Below are 20,416 nucleotides of genomic sequence, written 5' to 3'. Positions count from 1 at the left end.
TCAGCCGGTCCGAAACGAGAAGTCGAGCGTGGGGGCAGAGTGGGTCAGCGACCCCATCGAGACGACGTCGACGCCAGTCGCGGCGTAGGCCGGCACGTCCGCGACGGTGATGCCGCCGCTGGCCTCGGTGAGCGCGTCGGCGTCGGCGGCGGCCACGAGGTCGACTGCTCGTTCGGTCTCGGCTGGCGTCATGTTGTCGAGCAGGACGATGTCAGCCCCGGCCGCGGCGGCCCGCGGCGCGTCTTCCGGGGCCTCGACCTCCACGTCGAGTTTCGTCGCGAACGAGGCGCGCTCGCGGAAGTGCTCCACCGCACTGACCAGCCCCATCTCCGCGACGTGGTTGTCCTTGACCATCACCATGTGCGAGAGGTCGAGGCGGTGGGTGTCGCCGCCGCCGGCGGCCACCGCGCGCTTCTCGACGCCGCGCAGGCCGGGCGTGGTCTTTCGCGTGCCGGCGATGCGAGGAGCCGACTCCACATCGGCCGATTCCGCCGCGTCGACGGCGGCGCGGGTTTTCGTGGCGACCCCCGAGGCGTGGCCAGTGACGTTCACGGCGACCCGCTCGCCCCGGAGGACGGCCCTGGCCGGCCCCGCGACGCGGAGCACCACGTCGCCGGCGTCGATACGGTCCCCGGCGTCGACCGGCGTCTCGACGGCGCAGTCGAGGTACTCGAAGACGGCCGTGGCCGCGTCGAGACCGGCGACGACGCCGGACTCCTTCGCGACCAGCCGCCCCGTCGTCTCGCCGGGCACGTCGTTTGTCACGTCGTGGTGGCCCACGTCCTCGCGGAGCCACCGCTCGACGTCGGCGTCGGTGAGCATCAGTCCGCCGTCTGCTCCCGGCGCTCGTCGCGCCCGCCGGTGACGAGGTTGTGCGTGCCGACGCTCTCCTCGTTCTCTGCGGCGTGGCGCGCCACCAGCAGGGCGGTCACGCTCGCGTTCCGGAGTTCGTACAGCGACCGGCTGGTCCGCGTGCGCACGTAGGCGTCGACCTCGCCCTTGAGCCGGCGGAGGACGGCCATCGCGCGCTGGAGGTCGTCGGGGTCGCGCTCGACGCCGACGTACTCGTCCATCACGCGGGTAAGCCGGTGGAACTTGTCGCTGGCGAAGCGGTCCGGCAGGTCAGGGTCGCGCTCCAGCAGGTCCGGCGCTTCGATCGGGTCGGGTTCGTTTCCGGCGGCGTCTTCGCCGGCGCGCAGTCCCCAGACGAGTCCCTCCAGCAGGGACGTGCTGGCGAGGCGGTTCGCGCCGTGGACGCCCGTGCGCGCGCACTCGCCGACGGCGTAGAGTCGGTCGAGCGTCGTCCGCCCGCGGTTGTCGACGCTGACGCCGCCACAGAGGAAGTGCTCGGCGGGGGCGACCGGGATACCCTCGCTCCAGTCGACGCCGTGTTCCTCGCAACGCTGTGCGAGGTCGGGGAACTCGTCGGCGAAATCGAGGGGCGAGACGTCCAGCGTGACCGCGCCGGTGGCCTCCCGCTCGGCTTTGACGGCGCGGGCGACCACGTCGCGGGGCGCGAGTTCAGCGTCCGCGTGGTAGTCGGGCATGAACCGTTCGCCGTCGCCGTTGCGGAGCAGGCCGCCCTCGCCGCGGACGGCCTCGCTGACGAGGAACGCCACGTCGGCACTGCCGGCGTCGTCATCCGCCAGTACGCACGCTGTCGGGTGGAACTGCACGTACTCCATGTCCTCGACTTCGGCCCCGGCCAGCGCGGCCATCGCGACGCCGTCGCCGGTCGTGTCGGCCGGATTCGTCGTCCGCGGGTAGAGGTCGCCGATGCCGCCCGTCGCCAGCACGACGCTGCCGGCGAAACACGGCTCGACGGCCCCGGCGGATTCGAGCATCGCGCCGTGGACGCGGCCCTCGTGGCGGATCAGTTCGAGGGCGGCGGTGTCGTCCCGAATGTCCACGTCCTCGCGGTCGTCGAGGTAGTTCAGGAACGGGACGTGGACGTGTTTGCCCGTCGAGGCGTCGACGTGGAGGATGCGGTCCTCGCTGTGGGCCGCCTCGCGGGTGTAATCCAGCCCGGTCCCGTTCTCGTCGAATTCGACGTCGAGCGTGTCGAACAGCACGTCCTCGACGGCCTCGTTGGCATTCTCGACGAGCACGTCGACGGCGTCGCGGTCGGCGGTCCCGTCGGAGGCGGCGACGATGTCGCGCTTGAACTGCTCGGGGTCGTCGCGGGAGACGGCGATTCCGCCCTGGGCCCACCACGAGGAGGCCCCTTCGGGCCGCGTGGCCTTCGTGGCGAGCGTCACCTCGTCGCCGGCGCGCGCGGCGGCCAGCGCGGCCGCCAGCCCGGCGATGCCGGAGCCGACGACCAGCACGTCCGTCGTGAGAGCGTCGTCCGTCATGGTCAGATCTCCAGCATCCGGTCGAGGGCGACCCGTGCGAGGTCCTTCTCCTCGGGCGCGACCTCGATGACGTTGCGCTCGCGGCCCGCGACGAGTTCTTCGAGGACCCACGCGAGGTAGTTCGGGTCGATCTGGCGCATGGCGTTGCAGTCCATGCAGGCGTCACCACACAGCGGCAGGACGTTCACCTCGGGGTGCCACCGCTGGAGGTGGTGCGTGAGGTGGATCTCGGTGCCGATGGCCCACGTGTCGCCGGGCTCGGCGTCCGCGACGGTCTGGCAGATGTCGGCGGTCGAGCCGGCCCTGTCAGCGGCCTCGACGACCTCGCGGCGACACTCGGGATGGACGATGACGTTGGCCTCGGGGTTGTCGGCGCGGATCTGCTCGATGTGGTCGGTCCGGAACCGCTCGTGGACCTGGCAGTAGCCCTCCCAGAGGATGACGTCGTTCTCGACGGCGGCCGCGGCGTCGGTCCCCTCGGCGTCCCAGGGGTCCCACTCGACGGTCTCGTCGGCCATGCCGAGGCGGTGGGCCGTGTTCTCGCCGAGGTGCTTGTCGGGCAGGAACAGGACCTTGTCGCCCTGCTCGAAGGCGTACTCGAACGCCTTGTGCGCGTTCGAGGAAGTGCAGACGAGGCCGCCCTGCTCGGCGCAGAAGGCCTTCAGGTCGGCGTAGCTGTTCATGTAGGTGATCGGGATGATCTCATCGTCCGTCGCGGCGGTGAGTTCCGCCCACGCCGCGTCGACCTGGAGCGCCTCGGCCATGCCGGCCATCGGGCAGGACGCCTCCATCGACGGGAGGATGACCTTCTGGTCGTCGTCGGTGATGATGTCGGCGGACTCGGCCATGAACGTCACGCCGCCGAAGATGACGTACTCGGCGTCGGAGTCGGCGGCCTCCTTCGAGAGCTGGTAGGAGTCGCCGATGAAGTCGGCGTGCTCGACGATCTCCCGGCGCTGGTAGTTGTGGCCGAGGATGACCACGTCGTCGCCGAGTTCGTCGAGCGCCGACTCGATGCGCTCCGTTCGCTCGTTTTCCTCCAGTTCCCGGTATTCAGGGGGTAACTGTTCGAGGTTGTCGTACTTGAAGAGACTCAGGTCAGTTTCGAACGCCGCCGTTTCCATTTCTGGCACGATGTATCCACCTGTGAGTGTACTAGCGTTCGGACTACGGTATTGAAAAGATTTTATCTTCAATGATGCCGCGTGGGGAACATCAGAGTCTGTATCGGAGTCGTTGTTCAGACACGGCATAGGTTAACACTGGGCAATATCTGGTCAGAATGTCTCGACGGGCGGAACGATGACCGGGAGCAAACGTTATTGTTGTATAACCTATATTTGTTTGTGTATGACACGCACACTCAAAGCCTCCGGCTTCCTCGGACTGGCGGTGATGATGACCGTGGGCATGTACCAGTTCGTCCTGCTGTCGGGCGGGAGTTCGGTCCCGGGGTGGATGATCGGCGGCCACGCGCACCTGGGCGTCCTGTCGATTCTGGCCATCGTGATGGGCTTCGCCGTCCCGGCGCTGGGCGTGACGGGCACTCTCCGGAGGGCCGTCACGGGGCTGTACGTCGCTGGCCAGTGGGGGATCCCCGGCATCGTCTGGCTGGGCGAGGGCGCAGGGCTGGCGCTCCTCATGCCGACCGGGTTCCTCTGGGGCGGTTGTCTCATCGCGTCCATGCTCATCATGTTCTACGTGACCGTCACGGGGGAGGGCGGCGAGACGGAGAGCGGCCCGACCGGGGCGCCGATAGCCGACGACTGAGACCGGCCCGCAAGAGCAACTGTTAGGGGGGCGGCCCGCTACCGGCCCTGTATGACCGACGCTGACGCCGCCGACCTCGCACAGCGGGTCCGCGAGGGCGACCTGCGGCTCTACGAACTGGAGGACCACGCCGACGCCGACACCGCCGCGGCGGCCCGGAGACACCTGCTCGCCGAGGAGACCGGGACCGACCTCTCGGCGGTCGGCGACTACGCCTTCGACGCCGCCGACGCCGAGAGCAACATCGAGAACATGATCGGTGCGGCGCAGGTCCCGATGGGCGTGGTCGGCCCCCTGCCCGTCGACGGCGGGGCCGCCTCGGGCGACCACCACCTCCCGCTCGCGACCACCGAGGGCGCGCTACTGGCCTCGGTCAACCGCGGCGTCTCCACGATTCGGAACGCCGGCGGGGCGACCGCTCGCGTCCTCAAGTCGGGGATGACCCGCGCGCCGGTGTTCAAGGTCGACGACGTGGCCGCCGCCGGCGAGGTGTCGGCGTGGGTGCGCGAACACGTCGACGACCTCGCCGACGCCGCCGAGTCGACGACGAGCCACGGCGAGCTACAGGACGTGACGCCGTACGTCGTCGGCGACAGCGTCTTCCTCCGGTTCTCCTACGACACCAAGGACGCGATGGGGATGAACATGGCCACCATCGCCACGGAGGCCGCCTGCGAGGTCGTCGAGGCCGAGACGGCCGCCGACCTCGTCGCGCTGTCGGGCAACCTCTGCTCGGACAAGAAGCCCGCCGCCATCAACGCCGTCGAGGGCCGGGGCCGCACCGTCGCCGCCGACGTGCTCGTCCCCCACGAGCAGGTCGAGGAGCGACTCGACACGACAACCGAGGCCATCGTCGAGGCCAACACCCGCAAGAACCTCGTCGGCTCCGCGAAGGCCGGCGCGCTCGGGTTCAACGCTCACGCCGCCAATATCGTCGCCGCGGCCTTCCTCGCGCTCGGCCAGGACATCGCGCAGGTCGTCGAGGGGAGCAACGCCATCACCACCGTCGACGCGCGCGAGGACGGCCTCTACGCCTCGGTCACGATCGCCTCGCTCGAAGTCGGGACCGTCGGCGGCGGGACGAAGCTCCCCACGCAGGCCGAGGCCCTCGACGTGCTGGGGTACGCCGGCGGCGGCGACCCCGCGGGAAGCAACGCCGACGCGCTCGCGGAGGTCATCGCCGCCGCGGCGCTGGCCGGCGAACTCTCCCTGCTCGCGGCCCTGTCTTCGCGGCACCTCTCCTCCGCGCACGCCGAACTCGGTCGGTGAGGGCGGAACGCGACGCCGATTACGCCGCGTCGGTCTCGTTCGACCGGGCCGCGCGAATCGACATCGCGAAGCACGCCAGCCCGTAGACGGCGGCCACCGCGTACAGCCGCCTGTCGAGGTTCAGCAGGACCACCAGTCCGAACAGCCCCCAGACGCCGGCGAAGCCGACGTGTCGCCACCAGTACCGCGGGTCCGGCCGGTGAGTCGCGAGCGCCGCGTTGGTCCCCGAGAGCGCGAAGGCCGCGAACGGGAGGACAGGAACGCCGGCCACCTCGAACGGTCCGAAGAGGAAGAGGACGACGACGACGCCGAGGAGGGCGGTGTCGAGCGTCCGGAGCCGCGAACCCTGTGTCATCGGCGGACAGTTGCTCCCCGAGCGAATAAATCTGTCCCGGGTCCGGCGACGGAGGCGGTCATAGCCGTCGGTAGCGGCCCCGGCTCTCGGAGAGTTCGCCGGCCCGGACGAGTTTCGTCAGGGCGCGCTCGGTGTACGACGCCGGGACGCCGCGCTCCTCGGCGTAGGCGACGACGGCGTCCTCGGTCGGTTCGTCGAGGTCGCGCACCGCCGCCAGCACCGTCTCCTTCCGGCTCGACCCGCCGGCGGTTCCCCGTTCGGCGCGGTCGCCGGCCGCGGCCACGGCGTCGGCGTCGAGTCCCGAGGCTTCGAGGTACGTCTCGTCGTCGACCCCCGCGTCGTCCAGTTGCCCCTCCATCTCCGCGTAGGAGTCCAGTTCGGCGAAGGCGTCGCCCTGGCCCTGCCGGTTCGCGAGCATCGACGCCCTGACCTCGCGAGCGTGAGCCTCGTCGTCCGTCTCGACGAACTTCCGGCGCTTCGCGTGCTTCCGACGCGTCCCACAGCGCGGGCACTGGGTCGTCTCGGGCCGCCCCTCCGTGACCCACAGCGCGCTGCACTCGCTACAGCCGACCACCGCGTACATGCTCACCGCTCGGGGCCCGTGCGTAGTGAATCCACCGACGACCGATGCCGGGGGACGAAGGCTTAGGTGCGGCGGCCGAGACAGGACCGGGCATGGAAGAAGTCCCACAGGCGGCCTGCGAGACCGTCGAAGCGGTCGAGGGAGTCCACCTGACACAGCTGGCCGTCGGCGAGCGCATGAGCGTCCAGCAGTTCCACATCGAGCCCGGGGCCGCAGTTCCCGAGCACAGCCACCACCACGAGCAGGTGGGGTACGTCGCGAGGGGGACGTTCACCTTCCACGTCGACGGCGAGGAGTACGTCATCGGGCCCGGCGACTCCTACGTCATCCCGGGCGGCGAGCCCCACGAGGCCCGAAACGACGGCGATGAGCCGGTCAGCGGCATCGACGTGTTCAGTCCACCCCGGGCCAACCCCGACTGGAAGGACTGAGTCGGCCGGGCCGCCGGCCGGCGGCTGACTCCGGCGACGATGGCGGGAGTTAATACGTATGCAGAACTGGGTACCTGATATGCTGCGGACAGCCTCGCTGCTATCACGACCGACGCCGACTGGTCTCGTCGCCACGGAGGGAGACGATGAGTGACCTCCTGGAGAACGTCCTGCTCCCGGTCGCGAGCGAGGAAGACGCGCGCACCTCCGCGCGAGCCCTCACCGGCCACGACTACGGGACGGTGACCGTGGTCCACGTCGTCGAGAAGGCCGACGGCGCGCCCGACAAAGCGGGCGTCGAACAGCGCGAGGAGGCGGCCGAGGAGATGTTCGACGCGGCCCGTGCCGTGCTGGGCGACGTGGAGACCGACGTGCTATACGGCTCCGACGTGGCCGAGACGATCTTCGACGCCGCCGCCGAGCGAAACAGTTCGGCCATCGTCGTCACACCGCGCGGCGGGAACCGGTTCGTGCAACTCATCACCGGCGACGTGGCGCTGCACCTCGTGACCGATACGGACCGCCCCGTCGTGGTACTGCCCGACGACGAGACAGACACGGACCCACCGGACACCGATGAGTGACGGCGAACTCGCGAAAGACATCGGGCCGCTCGCGGCGCTGACCATCGGCGTCGGGACGATGATCGGGGCCGGCATCTTCGTCCTGCCCCGGACGGCCATCAGCCAGGCCGGGTCGTTCGCCATCGTGGCGTTCACCCTCGGCGGGGCGATCGCGCTCCTGACGGCGTTCTCGGCCAGCGAACTCGGGACGGCCATGCCCAAGTCGGGCGGGGCCTACTACTACGTCAACCACGCGATGGGGCCCCTGTTCGGCTCCATCGCTGGCTGGGCGAACTGGCTCGGACTGGCCTTCGCCTCCGCGTTCTACATGGTCGGGTTCGGCCAGTACATCCAGCAGATCTTCGGCATCGAGACTGCCATCGGCGTCGGCCCGATCGCGCTCGACCCGGTGAAGCTCATCGCGCTCGGCGGGGCAGCCCTGTTCATCGCGGTCAACTACATCGGCGCGAAGGAGACCGGCCGGCTCCAGAACGTCATCGTCGTCATCCTCGTCGCGATCCTGGCCGTGTTCACGGTGTACGGCGGTCTTCGCGCGGACCCCTCGAACCTCCCGCCGACGGCCGGCTTCACCGACACGATGACCGTCACCGGCATCATCTTCGTCTCCTACCTCGGCTTCGTCCAGATCACGAGCGTCGCCGAGGAGATACAGGACCCCGGCGTCAACCTCCCCCGGGCGGTCATCGGGAGCGTCCTGCTGGTGACAGTCATCTACGCGCTCGTCCTGCTGACGATGGCGGCCGCCGTCGAACCGGGCTTCATCAACAGACTCCCGACCGAACAGATCGCAGTCGTCGAGGTGGCGCGCCTCCTGCTGGGCCCGATCGGGGCCATCGCGATGCTGTTCGGCGGGCTGCTGGCGACGGCGTCCTCGGCGAACGCCTCGATCCTGGCGTCCTCGCGAATCAACTTCGCGATGGGCCGGGACGGCATCGTCAGCGAGTCGCTCAACGAGATCCACCCCCGATTCGCCACCCCATACCGCTCCATCGCCATCACCGGCGGGCTCATCCTGCTGTTCATCGCGGCGGGGACCGTCGAGACGCTCGCCTCGATGGGGAGCGTCCTGCACCTCATCATCTACGCACTCCTCAACGTCGCGCTGATCGTGATGCGCGAGGCCGACGCCGAGGAGTACGACCCCGACTACTCGGTCCCGCTGTACCCCGTCGTGCCGATCCTCGGCACGCTGACCTCGCTCGGCCTGATAATTTTCATCTCCCCGTTCGTGATCGGGCTGAGCGCCGCGCTCGTCGCCGGCGCGGTCCTCTGGTACTTCGGGTACGCCCGCTCGCGGGCCACGAAAGAGGGGATCCTCTCGCAGTTCATCCTCTCGCGGTCCGACGAGATGCCTTCCGCGGCGGTCAACGCCGCGACCGGGGTCCAGCCCGACGGCGGGAACTACCGCGTGATGGTGCCGCTCGCGAACCCCGAACACGAGACGGACCTCATCACGCTGGCCAGCGCGGTCGCGAAGCAGCGAGGCGGAACGGTCGTCGCGACCCACATCGTCTCTGTCCCCGACCAGACCGCGCTCGCCGGCGCGGCCGAGCGCGCCGACGAGATCGACGAGACCTCCGAGCGCCTGCTGGCGAGCGCACAGGAGGACGCGAAGACGTTCGGCGTCGACGTCGAGACCCGGACCATCATCTCCCACAAGTCCTTCGAGGCCATCTTCGACGCGGCCAAGTCCCACGACGCAGACCTCGTCGTGATGGGCTGGGGGCCTGACTCGCACGGCTCGCCCGGCCGCGCCGAGTCGGCGATGGACGAACTGACCGAAGCGGTGCCGTGTGACTTCCTCGTCATGCGCGACCGCGGGTTCGACCCCTCGCGGATCCTCCTGCCGACCGCCGGCGGTCCGGACTCTGATCTCACGGCCTCGATCGCGAAGCTGTTGCAGGCCGAGTACGGCTCCGAGGTGACGCTGCTCAACGTCGCCGACGAGGGCGAGCGCGACGACGCCGAAGCGTTCCTCGAAGAGTGGGCCGCGGAACACGACCTCGGCGACGCGACGCTCCGAATCGAGACCGGCGACGTGGAGACCGCCATCGAGGCGGCCGCCGAGGACGCGACGCTCCTGTTCGTCGGCGCGACCGAGGAGGGGCTCCTGCGACGGCTCGTCGGCGGCTCTCTGGTCCTCGATATCGTCGACGACGTGGAGTGTACGGTCGTCCTCGGCGAGAAACACCGCCACCGCGGGCTGCTCGAACGCCTGTTCTGAGCCGTTGGGACAGCACCCCCGTTCCCATCCCGGATCCCGTCCGTATCCCGCTCAAGACTGCCGAAATCGGCAGACGAGAGACAGGTCACGGAAAGTCACTGGAACGATACTATTACGTATCGACTGGGGCAATCAGTTCCCAGACGAATGGTCGAGCACACCCGAACGCTAGATTTCAAGATCGCGTTCGCGATCGGGCTGGGGACGATGATCGCCGCCGGGATCTTCTCCCTGTCGGGTACCGCCGTCGCAGCGATTGGTTCGAGCGCCGTCATCGCGTTCGTCATCGCCGCCGTCATCGCGGGCGTCACCGCCGCCGCCTACTCCGAGTTCGCGTCGGTCTACTCCGAGAACGGCGGGGGCTACCTCTTCTGTTCGCGGACCTTCGAGGACAGGGACCTGCTGACCTACAGCATCGGGATGTCGCTGTTCCTCGGCTACACCGGCACGACGGCGTTCTACCTCGCGACGATGGACGAGTGGGTCGTCCGCTTCATCCTCCCCGAATCGCTGCACTTCCTGCCACACGGCACCGCTGGCGTGGCGACCGCTGTCCTGCTCGGCGTCCTCAACGCCCGCGGGACCGAGGAGAGCGGGAGCTTCCAGCTCATCGTCACGGGCGCGAAGGTCGCCGTCCTGCTCGCGTTCATCGGCGGCGCGTTCGCCTTCCGAGGACCCTCGGCGGCCGTCGGGAAGTTCGCCGGGAACTTCGGCGGCGGCCCGGTCGACATCCTCGCGATCTCCGCACTGGCGTTCATCACCTTCTTCGGCTTCTCGGCTATCGCGGCCAGCGCGGGCGAGATCATCAAGCCCAAGCGGACCGTTCCGCGCGCCATCGCCGCGAGCATCCTCACGGTCACGATCCTGTACGCGTTCGTCATCGTCGCGATGGTGAACTCCCCGATTCCCGCAGAGGTCATCGCACAGGAGGGCGAGACGGCGATGGGTCGCGTCGCCGCCTCGTTCCTCGGGAGCATCGGCGAGAGCCTCATCGTCGCCGGGGCCATCTTCTCGATGGTGTCGGCCTCGAACGCGTCGATCCTCGCCGCGAGCAGCATCGGCTCGCTGATGGGGACCCGCGGACAGGCCCCCCGGCGGTTCTCGCGCATCCACCCCGACTACGGGACGCCGTCCTGGAGCGTGGCGACCGCGACGGCGACCATCGTCGCGCTCATCGTGTTCTTCATCGCGCTGTTCCCCGCCGAGGGCGGTCTACTCGACGGGCTCGGTCTCCATCTGGGGCTGAACGCCCTGACCGGCTTCGCGACGCTGAACCTCCTCTTACCGCTGGCCGTCGTCAACATCGCGCTCATCTACTCCCGGCGGCGGTTCCCGGACATCACGCGGGGCTTTCGCGTCCCCGGCGTCCCGGTCGTCCCGGTCGTCGGCGTGCTCGCGAACCTCGGCCTCATCTACAATCTCCCGCCGAAGGGAGTCGTGACCGGGCTGGTGCTGACGGGCGCGATGGTCGTCGCGTACCTCGCCTGGGGCGGCGCGCCGGAGACCGAAGACCTGCTTCGCGAGGTCGTCCCGGAGACTCCTGCGTCGGGCGCGGCGGACGGAAGCGAAGCCGAAGCGGCCGGCGAGGCCGGCGGCTTCCGCGTGCTCGTCCCCATCGCGCGGCCGGATCGGGCTGTTCGCTACGTCGAACTCGCGGCGGCGCTCGCGAAGGTGTCCGACGAGGACCCCATCGTCCACGTCCTCAACGTGACCCAGATCCCCGACCAGACGCCCTGGGAGTCCGTTCAGGACACCGCGAAGGCCCGGACCGAGCGCATCCGGTCGGAACTGGACGAGAACGACTACGGCGCCGAGTTGCACATCGAGGGCCACACCTGCCGGGACGTGGCCTTCGACATCCTCCAGACGGCACGTGACGACGACGCCGACCTCGTTCTCATGGGCTACCCGGAGCGCCACCAGGACGTGACCGAGACCGTCGAGCGCGAAGCGCCCTGCGACGTGTTCTTCGCCGACAAGACCACGTCCGCGGATGACCTCGACGTGATCAACATCGGCGCGGGCGGCGGCCCGCACCACCAGGCCGTGCTCCCGCTCGTGAACGCGCTCGGCCAGCAGGGGAGCGAACTCCACCTCATCAACGTCAGCACCGAAGACGAGGGGACGAACGAGGCCTCGGGGACGACGCTCGACGCGCTCGAAGGCGTCGAGACGACGCAGGTCCACAACGTCCGGGCCGGCTCGGTCGCCGACGGCCTCGTCGAGACTGCGGCGGAGAACGGCGGCGTGCTGGTCATCGGCGCGTCGCGTGACCGCTGGCTCAGGCAGGCCCTGTTCGGGAGCACGCCGGACGAGGTCATCGCGCTCGCCGCCGACCGGGACGTGCCGGTCCTCGTCTACGCCAGCCAGACCGGCGTCTCCGGCCGGCTGAGCGAGCGGCTGTTCCCGGTCACGCGGTACCTCAGAAAGCGGCTGTCGCGGTCGGGCCGGAAACAGGGATCCAGCCCCGACTGGAACTAACGCGCGTCCGACGCGCTTATCGGTTGATTTCGACGGATTCGAGCAGCATCTCCTCGTTCGGCGCGTCACGCGGATCCGTGTCGACGCCGCCGATCTCCTCGACCACGTCCATCCCGTCGACGACCTTCCCGAAGACGGCGTGCTTGCCGTCGAGGTGGGGCTGGGCGTCGAGCGTGATGAAGAACTGCGAGCCGTTGGTGTTCGGACCGCTGTTGGCCATGCTGAGAACGCCCGGCCCGTCGTGGGTGAGGTCGTCGTGGAACTCGTCGTCGAAGGAGTAGCCGGGGCCGCCGCGGCCGGTCCCGGTCGGATCGCCCATCTGGATCATGAAGTCGTCGATGACGCGGTGAATCTCGATATCGGTGTACAGCGGGTCGATGCGCTTCTCGCCCGATTCGGGGTCGGCCCACGCGCCGGTCCCCGGCCCGATTTCGGTCCCGTCGTAGTCGTCGGCCCCCTCGGCCAGGCCGACGAAGTTCTCGACGGTGGTCGGCGCGCGCTCGTCGTACAGTTCGACCTCGATGTCGCCAGCTGTCGTGTGCAGGGTCGCGGTCAGATCGCTCATACCCGACCGGAGGGATGCCCCGCAGAAAAGCCTGCCCACTACGCGCCCGAGGGACGAGGATTCTTGTACCGGGGCGGGCCCAACGTCGCCGTGTCCTGAACGCCACCGCGCGGCGGCGAGCGGGAGTCCGACGCACCGCCGCGCGCCCGAACGCGTCGGCTGTTCGCTACGGCCCGAAGTGCGACAGCAGCAGGTCCGTCACCCGCTCGGGCGCGTCGGCCTGCACCCAGTGGCTCGCCTCGGGGAGCCGCTCGACCCGGCAGTCCGGGACCCAGCGGTCCAGGCCCTCCGTGAGCGAGACGCTCAAGGCGTCGTCGCGCTCGCCCCAGACGAGCAGCGTCGGCGCGTCGACCGGGAGGTCGCCGACGCCGCCCCGCGTGAGCGTCAGCCACGCGTTGCGCCGAACGATCGAGCGATAGTAGTGCAGCGCGGCCGTCAGCGCGCCCGGCCGCCCCAGCGCGCACTTGTACCGAGCCACGTCGGTGTCGGTGAACGCGTCGGGACGAGTCGGTCCCGTCCGGAGCAAGCGCTCCAGCAGCGCGAAATCCCGCGCCCGTATCGCCGCTTCCGGGAGCGCCGGGAGCTGCGCCGCGGCGACGTACCACGAGCGGAGCACCTGCGCCGGCGAGGTCCGCAACGCCCGCTCGTAGGCCGAGGGATGAGGCGCGTTCAGCACCGCGAGCCGGTCGACGACATCGGGGCGGTCGATCGCCGCCTGCCAGGCGATCAGGCCGCCCCAGTCGTGGCCGACGACGTGTGCGCGCTCGCGACCGAACGCCGCGACGAGGCCCGCCACGTCGCCGACCAGTTCGTCGACGTGGTACGAATCGACGCCGGCCGGCTTCGCAGACCAGTTGTACCCGCGGAGGTCCGGCGCGACCACGCGGTAGCCCGCCGCCGCCAGCGCTGGAAGCTGATGTCGCCACGCGTACCAGAACTCGGGGAAGCCGTGGAGCAGAAGCACCAGCGGGCCGTCTTCCGGCCCGGCCACGACGGCGTGCAAGCGAACGCCGTCGGCGTCGACCCAGTCGTGGGTACCGGGCGTGTCCGCCGCAGGGACGGTCCAGTCGGAACGCTCGCCGGGCGGTTCCATCGCTCCGTAGTTGGTCTGCTGACGGAAAACGATGCGGTTCGGGTCTCAGCGCGGCCGTCCTCAGAACGACCGGAGCGCGTCGAGCGTGTCGGCGGCGCTGCCGTCGTCGATGGCCGCACGGGCCTGGTCCAGGCCGTCCTGGATGCTGTCGGCGTCCTCGCGGGCGTAGATGCGGAGGGCGGCGTTGAGTGCGACGGCGTCGGCGAACCCGTCCTCGCGGTCGCCGGTCAGGACGTCTTCGGTGATCGCGGCCGACTCCGCCGCGACGTCTTCGACGCCGAGGTCCTCGCTCTCGATGTCCATGCCGTAGTCGCCGGTCCGGATCTCGAAGTCGGCGATGCCGTCCTCGTCGGCGTCGTCGCCCTCGACGGGCCACTCGGCGACGATTGTCTCCCCGGGGCGGACGTCGTCGTAGCCCTCCATCCCCTGGAAGAACAGCGCCCGCTCGACGGACGTTGTCTCGGATTCCGTGAGCGTGCGGACCATCTTCTTCGCGAAGGCGAGGTGGTAGAAGCTCCCGAGGTGGACGCTGGCGTTTGCGGGGTTCGCGAGCGTCTCGACGGTGTTGACGAACGTCCGAACGCCCATCTGGTCGCGGCGGTCGAACAGGGCGTCGATGCCGGGATTGAACGCGGGCTGATAGTAGAAGCCGAAGCCGACGTCGTCGACCATGTCGGCGCTCTCCTGCGGGTCGAGTTCGGTTCGAACGCCGAGTTCGTCGAGGACGTGCTTGTAGGCGTCCTGCTTCTGTGTCGGGACGCGATCACCTGAGTGAACGACGATCGGTGTGCCCGCCGCCGCGGCGACGACGCCCGCGGCGACGCCGAGAATCGCCGAGCGGCCCTTCCCGTCGTAGTTAGCGCCGCAGTCGACGGGGTCGGCGTCGGGTTCGGCCGTCACGACCGATTCCTCGGCCATCACGTCGACGTACGCGGCAAGTTCCTCGGGGTTGTTGCGCTTCCAGCGGTTGGCGAGCCAGAACGAACCGAGCGTCGTGTGGTCCGGTTCGCCGCCGAGGATTCGCTGGAACGCCTCCCGGGCCTGTTCGCGGGTCATGTCGTCGGCAGACTTCGGTCCCGAACCGACGACCTCCGTCACGAGTCGTTTGAGCGGCCATTCGCCGTAGTCCCGGGTCGCTTGCGCCATGCGAACGCGTTCGGGCGCGAGTCCAAAAGCCCCTGCGTTTCGTTCCCAATTTGCGGGAACTGGGCCGTTTCCCGAAAGGGATACACCACATCGTCCCTAACGGAGACCAATGAGCCTCCAGTCGGGCGACTGGCGCGAGCGCATCGACGAGGTAGACGCCGCCCTCATCGACGAGTTCCAGAGCGGGTTCCCGATCCGAGAGCGCCCGTTCGAGGGCGTCGGCGACGCGCTCGGCGTGTCCGGCAACGAGGCGCTCGACCGGGTCAAGCGACTGCGAGACGACGGCGTCTTCCGGCGGTTCGGCCCGGTCCTCAATCCGCCGGTCATCGGCTCCTCGACGCTCGCGGCCGTCAGCGCGCCCGAGGACCGGTTCGACGAGATCGCCGAGATCATAAACGGGTATCGGCAGGTGAACCACAACTACGCCCGCGACCACGAGTGGAACATGTGGTTCGTCGTCACCGCAGGATCGAGACAGCGCCGCGACGAGATCCTGGCGGACATCGAAGCCCGGACTGACTGTTCGGTGCTCGTCCTCCCGATGCTGACCGACTACTACATCGACCTCGAGTTCCCGGTCGTGAACGGCGACCGGTTCGCCCGGGAGACGGGGCAGGCAGACCCGTCGGGACGCGAGGGGGCGGGCGAGCGCCTGGACGAGACGGACGCGAGCGCCACGCGCATCAGCGAGGACGCGGCCGCCGACCTCTCGGCGCTCGACAGGCGACTCCTGCTCGAAATCCAGGGCGGGTTCCCGCTGGTGGCGACGCCGTACCGCGCGGTGGCCGATGCCGTCGACGCTGATGTCACCGACGTGCTGTCGGCCATCGAACGACTCCAGCGCACCCACTGCATCAAGCGTATCGGCTGTGTCGTCAACCACATCGCGACCGGGTTCGACAGCAACTGCATGGTCGTCTGGGACGTGCCCGACGACGCGCTCGACGACCGCGGCGAGGCCGTCGGCGAACTCCCGTACGTGACGCTGTGCTATCACCGGCCACGGCGGCCGGAGCAGGGCTGGTCCTACAATCTGTTCACGATGATTCACGGTCGCGAAACGGCCGCCGTCGACGAGAAGATCGACGAACTGGCCGGCGAGTACCTCCCCTACGACCACGACAGGCTCTACTCGACGGCGACGCTCAAACAGACCGGGGCGCGCTACGACGATATCGTTGGCCAGTAGCGCAGCCTTGCTAAATCAGGCCACACGGCCGCCGTAACCCCCGGAACCCTTTTCTTATTCTACCCGGAACGTGGTAATCAATGTCACAGAGTCGGCGGGCGAAAGTCCTCGTGGTCGACGACGAGTCCGACGTGGCCGACACGTACGCGCGGCAACTGCGCGACCGCTACACTGTCGAGACGGCCTACAGCGGCGAGGAGGCCCTCGATCGGCTGGACCCGTCCGTCGACGTCGTCTTGCTCGACCGACGGATGCCCGACCGCACCGGTGACGAGGTTCTGTCGGCGATCCGTGACGACCGTCACGACGCCCGCGTGGCGATGGTGACTGCCGTCGAACCTGACTTCGACATCATCGAGATGCCCTTCGACGACTACGTCGTCAAGCCGGTGACGGAGGCGGACCTCGTCGAGACGGTCGAGCGCCTACTCCGCTACGCTGACTACGAGGAACGCCTGCGCGAGTGTTACTCGCTGACCGCGAAGTACGCCGCCCTGCAGTCCTCCAAACCGGACGCGACCCTCGAAGAGAGCGAGGAGTTCGCCGACCTCGAAGCCGAACTGACGGCGGTCCGTGCGGAGCTAGACGAGATCAGCGCGTCGTTCGACGCGACCGACTTCGAGGCGCTGTTCCGGGAGTTCGACACGGGCGACGGGGCGAACGGTGGCGCGACCGACCACACGTCGTAGGCTGGGCCGACGTCCGGCGGTCAGAGCGGACACTGAAGCCCTGTCCCTTTCGAAAGCACTAACCGAGTCTCTTCCATAGGAAGGCCAATGAGTCAACAACTCCCGGACGTGCAGGCGTCGAGTCCGGACGTAACGGTCGGCCTCAATCGCGTCGGTGTGACGGGCGTCGAGAAGCTCGTCAAACTGGGGCGTCGCGACCGCGACCCGATCGTGCTCATGGCGGAGTTCGAAGTGTTCGTCGACCTGCCTTCCTGGCGGAAGGGCGCGGACATGTCCCGCAACATGGAGGTCATCGACGAGACGCTCGAGACCGCCGTCGCCGAGGAGGCCTACCGGGTCGAAGACGTGTGCGGCGACGCCGCCGAACTCCTGCTCGAGAAACACGACTACACGACGAAGGCGGAGGTTCGGATGGAAGCCGAGTACGTCACCCACGAGAAGACGCCCGCGTCGGGGATGGCCACCCAGTCGACGGCCGATATCATCGCCTCGGCGACCGCGACAGAGGAGGGGACGAGCGAGGAGATCGGTGCGCGCGTCACCGGCATGACGGTCTGCCCTTGCTCGCAGGGAATGTCGGCCTCCCGTGCCCGGCAGACGCTTCGCCAGCTCGACGTCGAGGAGGACGTCATCGAGGAGTTCCTCGAAGCCAACCCGCAGGCCGGCCACTCCCAGCGCGGTCACGCCACCCTGACCGTCGAGAGCGACGGCGCGCCGGAAGTCGACCTGAACGACCTCATCGAGGTCGCGCGGGACTCGATGAGCGCGCGCATCTACAACCTCGCGAAACGGCCCGACGAGGACCACATGACCTACGAGGCCCACAAGGACGCCAAGTTCGTCGAGGACTGCGTGCGCGCGCTGGCCGAGGGCGTCGTGGAGACGTTCCCCGACCTCGACGACGACGCCATCGTGACGATGAAACAGTCCAACGACGAGTCCATCCACCAGCACAACGCCCACGCCGAGCGCGTTGCGGAACTGGGCGACCTGCGAGCGGAAGTCGAAGACGGCGAGGCCTGAGCGGGAATTCGGTTCTAGCTACGGGTCGCTCAGCGCGGCGGCCCGATGGGCGTCGCTTCGGCCCAGTGTTCTGCGAACGCGTCGCTGATGTCGCTGGTGAAATCCGGGTCCTTGAGGTCGATGACGCCGAACGTCTCCTCCCGTCCGAGCGGGTGCGGGACCTCGATGCAGACCTCGATCTGGTCGAGCAATTCGAACGTGGTGGTGATGTTCGGGCTGGCCCGGGCGCTGTAGTTGTCGTAGGGCGAGAGGCGGTCGTAGTACTCGCGGTTGGCTTCCTCGGGGAGGTTCTCGAAGAGGTCGGGACGGACGAGCAGGGACACCTCGACGCCGCGTTCCAGCGCGGCTTCGAGTTCGTCGACGATGCGTTCCGTCCCGGACCGGATGTCGACCTGACGGGCGGGCGCGGAGCCGACCATGACGATCTCGCGATCCGCGGCGGCCAGCCGTTCGAGCAAGAGGTCCAGCGAGTCGCCGGGCCCCACCGCGGCCGTCCAGAAGGACTCCTCGACAGGTTCGGCGGACTCCAGTTGCGAGGAGAGGTCGTCGACGATGTCCTCGTACTGGTCGACCTTCTCCTGGAGTTCGCGTTTCTTGTCTTCGAGCAGGCGATCGAGCGCTGTGTCCGGCTCGACGGCGACGTACTTCTTCGGCCGGCTGGCGGTCTGGCTGCGTATCAGGTTGTAGGTCTCCAGGCTGTTGAGGACGTCGTAGATGCGCCCCATCGGAACGTCACTGGCGCGTGACAACTCTTTGGCCGTTGTCGGCCCGGTTTCGAGCAGCGAGCGGTACGCTCGGGCCTCGTACTCGGAGAGCCCGAGGTCTCTGAGACTCGACATACCCACACATCGGCCGAGAGCGGCAAAAACCTATCGGGAGTTTACCGTTTGTCTCCGTTTTCGACCGTTGTTACTCGGGCGTCGGACTCCCGCAGCCCGTCTCACTCGGCGCCGGTGAGCGCGGCCTCCAGGTCGGCTGGCGTCTCCCCTTCGGCGACGACGGCGTCGCCCTCGAGGAGTCGCGCCACGCCGTCGCCGTCGGGGTCGGGGACGACAGTCGTCTCGTGGTCGGCCATGCGGAGTGCGGCCCGGTGGAGGTCGGATCCGGCCTCTGTACCGACGGTGAGGCGCTGGGGGTGCTGGAGGCGGGCCGCGACGCCGGCGTAGCCGGCCACCTCGACGCCCATCCGCTCGGCCGCGCCGGCGAAGGACTCGACCGCGTCGAGGGCGGCCTGATGGTATCGCTCCTCGCCGGTCAGCGCCGCGAGGTCCACCAGCGCGTCCGCGAGTTCGACCGTCGCGTCGAGCGGGTGGAGCGACCGGCCACAGAGGCCAGCGCCCGAGTCCGGGCCGTCGCGGAACGCGCCGCTGTCCTGCTGGCGGTGCTCGATGGTCCAGTCGGCGACGGCCCTCGCGGGGCCGGGCTCGCCGAGCACCTGCCAGCTCGTCGTCAGCCCCTGGAGGAGCTGGGCCTGATCCAGCAGGAGGCCGGTGTCGCTCGCCGCGCCGTCGTAGTGGGCGACCTCGCCGTCGTCGACGAGCGAGTCACAGACAGCGTCCCGCGCCCGCTGGGCGTACTGCCGGGCGCGCTCGTCGTCGGTGTAGGCGGTGACCCACAGCAGTGCGTCGATGGCCAGCCCGTTCCGATCGGCGAACACCGTCTCGTCGACGAGGGGCGGCGTCCGGTCCTCGCGGTCGGCCGCCTCCAGCCGGTAGTACGAGTCGTCGCCGGCCTGGCTGGCCGCGAACGCCTCACCCGTCCACAGCGTCGTCGTGAGGTAGTCGACGGTCCGCTGGGCGGCGTCGCGGTACGCTTCGGTCCCGGTGTAGCGGTAGCCGTGGGCGAACGCCCGGACCAGCGCGGCGTTCTCGTCCAGCAGCTTCTCACGCCGGGGGTTCCCCCAGTTGCGTTCGGTCGAGTAGCGGAAGAAGCCGCCGTCGTAGGTGTCGAGTAAGTGCGTGCGAATCGCTTCGAGGGTCCGCGTCGCCTGGTCGCGCGCCCGGACCAGCGCGAACTCCACGGTCCGGGGGAGCGGGAACTTCACGTCCGAGCCCCAGCCGCCGAACTCGTCGTCGAACGCGCCGAGTAACTGCTCGACCATGTGCTCCTCGATGCGCGGCCGGAGCTCGCCCGCCGGCGGCGCTTCGTCCTGGAGCTGTCGGGGGACGGACCCGGCGGCCGCGCCCTGTGCGTCCCACGACTCGCGGACCGAATCGAGGATGCCCCGGAAGCCGTCGGGCCCCAGGAACGTCGCGCCGGTGATGACCTCGCCGTCGGGCGTGAGAAACACCGTCGACGGGAAGCCGCCCATCGTGTAGCGTTCCCGAACGCGGGGATTTCGGTCGGCGTCGACGCGCACGGGGACGAAGCCGTCGTTGATGTTGGCCGCGATGCGGGGCTCGCCGAACGTCCGGCGGTCCATCTCGCGACACTCCGCGCTCCACGGGACGGTCAGCGCCAGCAACACGGGCTTGCCGGACTCGGCGGCGGCGTCGAAGGCCTCGGGGCCCCACTCGCGCCACTCCACTTTGGTCTCGCTCGCGAACTCGTCCATACGGGGCCTCGGCGGCGGCCCTACAAAGGCCCTCTCATAGGGACTGTCGCCGCCGCCTCACGCTTCGAAGTTCGTCGTCGGTCGGTCGAGACCAAACCGACTGACG

Annotated in this window: 19 protein-coding genes; 9 read left to right on the top strand and 10 right to left on the bottom strand. The window is 69.1% G+C overall.

Going from position 1 to position 20,416, the window contains the following annotated elements; genetic code table 11:
- Genes nadC through nadA form a run of 3 tightly spaced genes read right to left on the bottom strand, consistent with a single transcriptional unit; the run spans position 1 to position 3,478 of the window.
- Complete coding sequence (gene nadC / locus ACOZ4I_RS03210) at positions 1-822, bottom strand: carboxylating nicotinate-nucleotide diphosphorylase (RefSeq protein ID WP_424002965.1); 822 nt, start codon at positions 820-822, stop codon at positions 1-3.
- Positions 822-2,354, bottom strand: a complete 1,533-nt coding sequence (locus ACOZ4I_RS03205; protein WP_424002963.1) for an L-aspartate oxidase — start codon at positions 2,352-2,354, stop codon at positions 822-824. Before ACOZ4I_RS03205 ends, nadC begins: the two co-directional genes overlap by 1 nt.
- Positions 2,355-2,356: 2 nt before the next feature.
- The gene (gene nadA, locus ACOZ4I_RS03200; RefSeq protein ID WP_424004776.1) at positions 2,357-3,478 is read right to left on the bottom strand and encodes a quinolinate synthase NadA; all 1,122 of its coding nucleotides are present in this window, start codon (positions 3,476-3,478) and stop codon (positions 2,357-2,359) included.
- 226 nt (positions 3,479-3,704) lie between these two features.
- Between nadA and ACOZ4I_RS03195 the strand changes: the two genes are divergently transcribed.
- Entirely contained in the window at positions 3,705-4,124 is a 420-nt protein-coding gene (locus tag ACOZ4I_RS03195) for a hypothetical protein (RefSeq protein ID WP_424002961.1), read from the top strand.
- Between the two features lie 51 nt (positions 4,125-4,175).
- A complete protein-coding gene (gene hmgA, locus ACOZ4I_RS03190) occupies positions 4,176-5,393 on the top strand; it encodes a hydroxymethylglutaryl-CoA reductase (NADPH) (RefSeq protein ID WP_424002959.1) in 1,218 nt (405 codons plus the stop codon).
- Positions 5,394-5,412: 19 nt separating this feature from the next.
- On the opposite strand, the gene ACOZ4I_RS03185 is transcribed toward hmgA, so the two are convergent.
- On the bottom strand, positions 5,413-5,748 hold the full coding sequence (locus tag ACOZ4I_RS03185) for a hypothetical protein (protein ID WP_424002957.1): 336 nt from the start codon (positions 5,746-5,748) through the stop codon (positions 5,413-5,415).
- A gap of 58 nt (positions 5,749-5,806) precedes the next feature.
- Positions 5,807-6,331, bottom strand: a complete 525-nt coding sequence (locus ACOZ4I_RS03180) for a DUF5817 domain-containing protein (protein ID WP_424002955.1) — start codon at positions 6,329-6,331, stop codon at positions 5,807-5,809.
- Positions 6,332-6,423: 92 nt separating this feature from the next.
- Here ACOZ4I_RS03180 and ACOZ4I_RS03175 point away from each other — a divergent pair, with 92 nt between their 5' ends.
- From ACOZ4I_RS03175 to ACOZ4I_RS03160, 4 genes are all read left to right on the top strand, one after another.
- Complete coding sequence (locus ACOZ4I_RS03175; protein WP_424002953.1) at positions 6,424-6,762, top strand: cupin domain-containing protein; 339 nt, start codon at positions 6,424-6,426, stop codon at positions 6,760-6,762.
- Between the two features lie 146 nt (positions 6,763-6,908).
- Positions 6,909-7,346: a universal stress protein gene (locus ACOZ4I_RS03170; protein ID WP_424002951.1), complete on the top strand. Its 438-nt coding sequence runs from the start codon at positions 6,909-6,911 to the stop codon at positions 7,344-7,346.
- Entirely contained in the window at positions 7,339-9,570 is a 2,232-nt protein-coding gene (locus ACOZ4I_RS03165) for an amino acid permease (protein WP_424002949.1), read from the top strand. The genes ACOZ4I_RS03170 and ACOZ4I_RS03165 overlap by 8 nt, the downstream gene beginning before the upstream one ends.
- A gap of 147 nt (positions 9,571-9,717) precedes the next feature.
- Positions 9,718-12,051 (top strand): amino acid permease, encoded by a 2,334-nt coding sequence (locus ACOZ4I_RS03160; RefSeq protein WP_424002947.1) that lies wholly within the window; start codon positions 9,718-9,720, stop codon positions 12,049-12,051.
- A gap of 16 nt (positions 12,052-12,067) precedes the next feature.
- Here the strand turns inward: ACOZ4I_RS03160 and ACOZ4I_RS03155 are convergent, their stop codons facing one another.
- The 3 genes from ACOZ4I_RS03155 to ACOZ4I_RS03145 all read right to left on the bottom strand — a co-directional run bounded on the left by ACOZ4I_RS03155 (position 12,068) and on the right by ACOZ4I_RS03145 (position 14,855).
- Positions 12,068-12,616 (bottom strand): peptidylprolyl isomerase, encoded by a 549-nt coding sequence (locus ACOZ4I_RS03155; RefSeq protein WP_424002945.1) that lies wholly within the window; start codon positions 12,614-12,616, stop codon positions 12,068-12,070.
- 166 nt (positions 12,617-12,782) lie between these two features.
- The gene (locus ACOZ4I_RS03150; RefSeq protein ID WP_424002943.1) at positions 12,783-13,709 is read right to left on the bottom strand and encodes an alpha/beta fold hydrolase; all 927 of its coding nucleotides are present in this window, start codon (positions 13,707-13,709) and stop codon (positions 12,783-12,785) included.
- A 60-nt stretch (positions 13,710-13,769) separates the two neighbouring features.
- Complete coding sequence (locus ACOZ4I_RS03145) at positions 13,770-14,855, bottom strand: anthranilate phosphoribosyltransferase (protein WP_424002941.1); 1,086 nt, start codon at positions 14,853-14,855, stop codon at positions 13,770-13,772.
- 109 nt (positions 14,856-14,964) lie between these two features.
- Here ACOZ4I_RS03145 and ACOZ4I_RS03140 point away from each other — a divergent pair, with 109 nt between their 5' ends.
- The 3 genes from ACOZ4I_RS03140 to mptA all read left to right on the top strand — a co-directional run bounded on the left by ACOZ4I_RS03140 (position 14,965) and on the right by mptA (position 17,756).
- The gene (locus tag ACOZ4I_RS03140; protein WP_424002939.1) at positions 14,965-16,044 is read left to right on the top strand and encodes an Lrp/AsnC family transcriptional regulator; all 1,080 of its coding nucleotides are present in this window, start codon (positions 14,965-14,967) and stop codon (positions 16,042-16,044) included.
- Positions 16,045-16,124: 80 nt separating this feature from the next.
- On the top strand, positions 16,125-16,733 hold the full coding sequence (locus ACOZ4I_RS03135) for a response regulator (RefSeq protein ID WP_424002937.1): 609 nt from the start codon (positions 16,125-16,127) through the stop codon (positions 16,731-16,733).
- 87 nt (positions 16,734-16,820) lie between these two features.
- Complete coding sequence (gene mptA / locus ACOZ4I_RS03130; RefSeq protein WP_424002935.1) at positions 16,821-17,756, top strand: GTP cyclohydrolase MptA; 936 nt, start codon at positions 16,821-16,823, stop codon at positions 17,754-17,756.
- Positions 17,757-17,785: 29 nt separating this feature from the next.
- Here mptA and ACOZ4I_RS03125 read toward each other — a convergent pair whose 3' ends face one another.
- Entirely contained in the window at positions 17,786-18,595 is an 810-nt protein-coding gene (locus tag ACOZ4I_RS03125; protein ID WP_424002933.1) for a TrmB family transcriptional regulator, read from the bottom strand.
- Between the two features lie 101 nt (positions 18,596-18,696).
- A complete protein-coding gene (locus ACOZ4I_RS03120) occupies positions 18,697-20,310 on the bottom strand; it encodes a DUF255 domain-containing protein (protein WP_424002931.1) in 1,614 nt (537 codons plus the stop codon).
- Positions 20,311-20,416: the final 106 nt, after the last annotated feature.

It is taken from the genome of Haloarcula salina (genome assembly GCF_049603855.1).
Classification (GTDB): domain Archaea; phylum Halobacteriota; class Halobacteria; order Halobacteriales; family Haloarculaceae; genus Haloarcula; species Haloarcula salina_A.
Note: the sequence above shows the minus strand (reverse complement) of the source record. Positions and strands in the feature narration are given on the sequence as shown.

Coding starts and splice junctions, on each gene's coding strand:
- nadC (WP_424002965.1), bottom strand. CDS start 822: ATGCTCACCGACGCCGACGTCGAGCGGTGGCTCCGCGAGGACGTGGGC.
- ACOZ4I_RS03205 (WP_424002963.1), bottom strand. CDS start 2,354: ATGACGGACGACGCTCTCACGACGGACGTGCTGGTCGTCGGCTCCGGC.
- nadA (WP_424004776.1), bottom strand. CDS start 3,478: ATGGAAACGGCGGCGTTCGAAACTGACCTGAGTCTCTTCAAGTACGAC.
- ACOZ4I_RS03195 (WP_424002961.1), top strand. CDS start 3,705: ATGACACGCACACTCAAAGCCTCCGGCTTCCTCGGACTGGCGGTGATG.
- hmgA (WP_424002959.1), top strand. CDS start 4,176: ATGACCGACGCTGACGCCGCCGACCTCGCACAGCGGGTCCGCGAGGGC.
- ACOZ4I_RS03185 (WP_424002957.1), bottom strand. CDS start 5,748: ATGACACAGGGTTCGCGGCTCCGGACGCTCGACACCGCCCTCCTCGGC.
- ACOZ4I_RS03180 (WP_424002955.1), bottom strand. CDS start 6,331: ATGTACGCGGTGGTCGGCTGTAGCGAGTGCAGCGCGCTGTGGGTCACG.
- ACOZ4I_RS03175 (WP_424002953.1), top strand. CDS start 6,424: ATGGAAGAAGTCCCACAGGCGGCCTGCGAGACCGTCGAAGCGGTCGAG.
- ACOZ4I_RS03170 (WP_424002951.1), top strand. CDS start 6,909: ATGAGTGACCTCCTGGAGAACGTCCTGCTCCCGGTCGCGAGCGAGGAA.
- ACOZ4I_RS03165 (WP_424002949.1), top strand. CDS start 7,339: ATGAGTGACGGCGAACTCGCGAAAGACATCGGGCCGCTCGCGGCGCTG.
- ACOZ4I_RS03160 (WP_424002947.1), top strand. CDS start 9,718: ATGGTCGAGCACACCCGAACGCTAGATTTCAAGATCGCGTTCGCGATC.
- ACOZ4I_RS03155 (WP_424002945.1), bottom strand. CDS start 12,616: ATGAGCGATCTGACCGCGACCCTGCACACGACAGCTGGCGACATCGAG.
- ACOZ4I_RS03150 (WP_424002943.1), bottom strand. CDS start 13,709: ATGGAACCGCCCGGCGAGCGTTCCGACTGGACCGTCCCTGCGGCGGAC.
- ACOZ4I_RS03145 (WP_424002941.1), bottom strand. CDS start 14,855: ATGGCGCAAGCGACCCGGGACTACGGCGAATGGCCGCTCAAACGACTC.
- ACOZ4I_RS03140 (WP_424002939.1), top strand. CDS start 14,965: ATGAGCCTCCAGTCGGGCGACTGGCGCGAGCGCATCGACGAGGTAGAC.
- ACOZ4I_RS03135 (WP_424002937.1), top strand. CDS start 16,125: ATGTCACAGAGTCGGCGGGCGAAAGTCCTCGTGGTCGACGACGAGTCC.
- mptA (WP_424002935.1), top strand. CDS start 16,821: ATGAGTCAACAACTCCCGGACGTGCAGGCGTCGAGTCCGGACGTAACG.
- ACOZ4I_RS03125 (WP_424002933.1), bottom strand. CDS start 18,595: ATGTCGAGTCTCAGAGACCTCGGGCTCTCCGAGTACGAGGCCCGAGCG.
- ACOZ4I_RS03120 (WP_424002931.1), bottom strand. CDS start 20,310: ATGGACGAGTTCGCGAGCGAGACCAAAGTGGAGTGGCGCGAGTGGGGC.